The 4,303-nt window shown below is 67.1% G+C and carries 5 protein-coding genes; 4 read left to right on the top strand and 1 reads right to left on the bottom strand.

Annotated elements, in window-relative coordinates:
- Nucleotides 1-69: 69 nt before the first annotated feature.
- Nucleotides 70-471 (bottom strand): phage holin family protein, encoded by a 402-nt coding sequence (locus AC5RUJ_RS11800; protein WP_494000983.1) that lies wholly within the window; start codon nucleotides 469-471, stop codon nucleotides 70-72.
- Between the two features lie 72 nt (nucleotides 472-543).
- Between AC5RUJ_RS11800 and AC5RUJ_RS11795 the strand changes: the two genes are divergently transcribed.
- The 4 genes from AC5RUJ_RS11795 to AC5RUJ_RS11780 form a co-directional block, all read left to right on the top strand.
- Nucleotides 544-1,698 carry a histidinol-phosphate transaminase gene (locus AC5RUJ_RS11795; RefSeq protein WP_494025107.1) on the top strand — a complete coding sequence of 385 codons (1,155 nt, stop codon included), beginning with the start codon at nucleotides 544-546 and terminating at the stop codon, nucleotides 1,696-1,698.
- A 150-nt stretch (nucleotides 1,699-1,848) separates the two neighbouring features.
- Nucleotides 1,849-3,033 (top strand): pyruvate dehydrogenase (acetyl-transferring) E1 component subunit alpha, encoded by a 1,185-nt coding sequence (pdhA, locus tag AC5RUJ_RS11790; protein ID WP_494025108.1) that lies wholly within the window; start codon nucleotides 1,849-1,851, stop codon nucleotides 3,031-3,033.
- A complete protein-coding gene (locus AC5RUJ_RS11785) occupies nucleotides 3,033-4,007 on the top strand; it encodes an alpha-ketoacid dehydrogenase subunit beta (protein WP_494000980.1) in 975 nt (324 codons plus the stop codon). Before pdhA ends, AC5RUJ_RS11785 begins: the two co-directional genes overlap by 1 nt.
- Before the next feature lie 13 nt (nucleotides 4,008-4,020).
- The coding region (locus AC5RUJ_RS11780; protein WP_494155900.1) for a biotin/lipoyl-containing protein at nucleotides 4,021-4,303 on the top strand (283 nt) is incomplete at its 3' end.

Raw genomic sequence — 4,303 nt, 5'->3', positions numbered from 1 at the left:
CATCCCGGGCCGCCGGAAGGGACCGCCGCCGGCAGGCCGGGGCGGGCGCGGGTGAGTGCCGCCCCGGGATCAGCGGGTGCGGGTCAGGGTGCCCACTACCAGCGAGACCAGGCTGATGATCAGCGAGCCGAGGATCGCCGTCCAGAAGAAGGAATCGACGACGAACTCGACCGGCGTGAAGCTGGACAGCCAGGCCGTCAGCACCAGCATCAGCGCGTTGATGACGATGGTGAACAGGCCCAGCGTCAGGATGGTGACGGGCAGCGAGAGGAAGGAAATGATGGGCCGAACAATGGCGTTGACCAGGCCGAAGATCAGACCGACGAAAAGGTAGGCCAGCACCGTGCCCAGGGACTCGTTGCCGGCGACGTCGGCCGCTGCGGAGGCCTCGATGGCCAGGCCGGGCAGGATCCAGCTCGCCACCCACAGCGCCAGCGCGTTGACGAGGACCCGCACAATGAACTTTCCCATGCGTGTATGCTGCCACATCCAGGCTGCAGCGGCGCGGAAAACCCGGTCAACGGCGCACGTATCCTTTAAGGCATGACTCCTCCTGAGAACCCCATCAAGGAAGCTGCGGTTCCGGCAGCAGGTGCGTCGGGCCAAATCCACCCCCGGCCCGTGCTCGACAGGCTGCCCAAATATGCTGCCGGCAAACCGCCGGCTGCGATCCAAGGACTGCAGTCCTACAAATTGTCCTCCAACGAAAACCCGCTGCCTCCGTTGCCCGCCGTGCTGGAAGCCGTGAACGCGCAGACGACGGGCATCATGCGCTACCCCGATCCGTTGTGCACCGCGCTGCGGACCGAACTCGGCCGGTTCCTGAATGTCCCCGCCGACGACGTGGTCACCGGCGCCGGAAGCTTAGGCGCCCTGGTGCAGATCCTGCAGACGTTTGCCGGACAGCACGAGGACGGCACCGAAGACGAGGTGATTTACGCGTGGCGGTCCTTCGAGGCCTACCCGATCATGGTCGGCCTCTCCGGTGCCCGCAGTGTGCAGGTCCCGAACCGGTCCGACGGCTCGCATGACCTGGACGCCATGCTGGATGCCGTGACCGACCGGACCAAGGTCATCCTGCTGTGCACGCCGAACAACCCGACCGGACCGGCGCTGACGGCGGCGGAAGTGGAAGGCTTTGTCCGCAGCGTGCGGGACGACATCATCGTGGTCATCGACGAGGCCTACACGGAGTTCGTCCGCGATCCGGAGGTGGTGGACGGCGTGGCCATGTACCAGAAGTACCCCAATGTGGTGGTGCTCCGGACCTTCTCCAAGGCCCACGGTCTGGCCGGCCTCCGGGTGGGCTATTCCATCTCGCAGCCGGAGATCACCCGGCACCTGCGCGTGGCGGCCACCCCGTTCGCCGTATCGAGCCTGGCCGAGCATGCGGCCATCACCTCGCTGCGCCACTACGACGAAGTTGTAGAAAGGGTACAAAGCCTCGTCGACGAACGGGACCGCGTGGTCGCCGGGCTGAACATGCTCGGCTGGAAGATCCCGGAGACGCAGGGCAACTTCGTCTGGCTGCCGCTGGGCGATCGGGCGCAGGAGTTCGCGGAGCTGGCGGGCCGGCAGGCGCTGTCCGTGCGGGCCTTCGCGGGCGAGGGCGTGCGGGTCAGCATCGGTGAAGTCGAAGCCAACAGCCGCTTCCTGGCGCTCTGTGAGAACTATACAAACGGTCCGGGCGTTTCCTGACGGTAATGTGACCGGTCCGCACGGCACCTGCCATTAGGCTAGGACGAGATAAACGACAGATATATGCCGGGTCAGGAATGTATTCCCGGCCCGGCATATATGAAGAGCGAAGATCTCTGCCGTAGGGCAGCGGATCGGCGAGGAGTTCGTATGGGCGCTGAGCACCTGCCCGCCTCGGAATTCGACATCGAAGAACTGGAACAGTCGCTGGTATCCAGCGACCCCTCGGACGCGCCCGCGCTGGTGCAGCTGATGGCCCCCGACGGAACCGTCCGGGACGATGCGAAGTACAGCCCCTACGCAGCCCACCTCGACGGCGAGGCGCTGCGCGGCATGTACCGCGATATGGCGCTGGTCCGCCGGTTCGACCAGGAAGCCACCGCCCTGCAGCGGCAGGGCCAGCTGCTGCTCTGGCCACCCCTGCTCGGGCAGGAAGCGGCACAGATCGGCTCCGGCCGCGCGCTGCAACCGCAGGACTATGTGTTTCCGACCTACCGGGAGCACGGCGTCGCCCTCACCCGCGGCCTGGACCTGTCCCGCGTGCTCAAGCTCTTCCGAGGCGTCAGCCAGGGCGGCTGGGACCCGCGGGAGACGAACTTCCATCTCTACACGCTGGTGCTGGCCGCCCAGTCCCTGCATGCGGTCGGCTACGCCATGGGCATCCAGCGCGACGGCGACGACGGCGTGGCCGTTGCGTACTTTGGCGACGGGGCCAGCTCGGAAGGCGACGTCCACGAATCGATGGTGTTCGCCGCCTCCAACCAGTCGCCGGTGGTGTTCTTCTGCCAGAACAACCATTGGGCCATCTCCGTGCCGACGGAAGTTCAGTCCCGCGTTCCGCTCTCCAACCGTGCCACCGGCTACGGCTTCCCGGGCGTTCGGGTGGACGGCAACGACGTCGTGGCCGTCCACGCGGTCACCCGTTGGGCCGCTGAACACGCCCGCTCGGGCAACGGGCCCGTGCTGATCGAGGCGTTCACGTACCGGATGAGCGCCCACACCACCGCCGACGACCCGACCAAATACCGTGAGGCCGCCGAGGAAGAGGGCTGGCGGGAACGCGACCCGTTGCTCCGGCTGGAACGGTACCTGCGCAGCACCAACACTGCCGGCGACGAATTTTTCGACGAGGTCTCCGCCGAAGGCGACAAGCTCGCCGCAACCACCCGCGCCGACGTCCTGGCCATGGAGGCCCCGGACTTCGAGGACCACTTCGCCAATGTCTATGCCGATCCGCACCCGCTGGTCCGCGAGGAACTGGAATGGCACCGGCAGTACCAGGCCGGTTTCGCCGATTACGCCACCGAAGACAACGCCGCCGGGGAGGCCCGCTGATGACCACCATGACGATCGCGAAGGCCATCACCAGCGGGCTGCGCGAGGCCCTGGCCAATGATCCGAAGACGCTGGTCATGGGCGAGGACATCGGCAAGCTCGGCGGGGTCTACCGGGTCACCGAAGGACTCCTGGCCGAGTTCGGCGCCGACCGCGTGGTCGACACCCCGCTGGCCGAGTCCGGCATCCTCGGCACCGCCATCGGGCTGTGCTTCCGCGGCTACCGGCCGATCTGCGAGATCCAGTTCGACGGCTTCGTCTTCCCGGCGTTCAACCAGATCACCACCCAGTTGGCCAAGATCCGGACCCGCAGCTCCGGACTCCTGTCGGCCCCCGTCGTCGTCCGCATCCCCTACGGCGGCGGCATCGGATCCATCGAGCACCACTCGGAGTCCCCGGAGGCGCTCTTCGCGCACACTCCCGGCCTGCGCATCATCACCCCCTCGAACGCGCACGATGCCTACTGGATGACCCAGCAGGCAGTGGCGAGCCAGGACCCGGTCATCATCTTCGAACCCAAGCGCCGCTACTGGCTCAAGGGCGAGGTGGACACCGAATCGGCCGGCCGCGACGCCTTCAGCGCGCAGGTGGTCCGCGAAGGCACTGACGCGACGATCGTCGCCTACGGCCCGCTGGTACCGGTCGCCCTGGCCGCGGCGAAGGCGGCGGAAGAGGACGGCAACAGCGTGGAGGTCATCGACCTGCGCTCCATCTCCCCGATCGACTTCGACACCATCACCGCGTCGGCGGAGAAGACCGGGCGCCTGATCGTTACCCACGAAGCCCCGACCTTCGGCGGCATCGGCGGGGAAATCGCCGCGCGCGTCGGCGAACGCGCCTTCCTGAGCCTGGAGGCGCCGGTGCTCCGCGTCGGCGGCTTCCATATGCCTTACCCGGTGGCGAAGGTGGAGGAACAGTACCTGCCGGACATCGACCGCCTGCTCGAGGCCCTCGACCGTTCGCTCGCCTACTGATATCGGAGTTTCCATGTCGAACACGCAGATTTTCAACCTCCCGGATGTCGGCGAGGGACTGGTCGAAGCCGAAATCGTGTCCTGGAAGGTCAAGCCGGGGGACACCGTGGCGGTCAACGACGTCATCGTGGAGATCGAGACGGCCAAGTCACTGGTCGAGCTGCCCAGCCCCTACGCGGGCGTGGTGTCGGAGCTGCTCGTGCCGGAGGGTCAGACCGTGGAGGTCGGCACCCCGATCTTCGCCGTCGCCGCCGAAGGCGCCGCCCGGCAGTCGGCCGTCCCGGAGCAGCCTGCCG

The organism is Arthrobacter sp. Y3223164 (genome assembly GCF_059091005.1).
Note: the sequence above shows the minus strand (reverse complement) of the source record. Positions and strands in the feature narration are given on the sequence as shown.

What these genes read in the sequence shown, in the direction of transcription:
- AC5RUJ_RS11800 (WP_494000983.1), bottom strand. Translation starts at nt 471, where the DNA reads ATGGGAAAGTTCATTGTGCGGGTCCTCGTCAACGCGCTGGCGCTGTGG.
- AC5RUJ_RS11795 (WP_494025107.1), top strand. Translation starts at nt 544, where the DNA reads ATGACTCCTCCTGAGAACCCCATCAAGGAAGCTGCGGTTCCGGCAGCA.
- pdhA (WP_494025108.1), top strand. Translation starts at nt 1,849, where the DNA reads ATGGGCGCTGAGCACCTGCCCGCCTCGGAATTCGACATCGAAGAACTG.
- AC5RUJ_RS11785 (WP_494000980.1), top strand. Translation starts at nt 3,033, where the DNA reads ATGACCACCATGACGATCGCGAAGGCCATCACCAGCGGGCTGCGCGAG.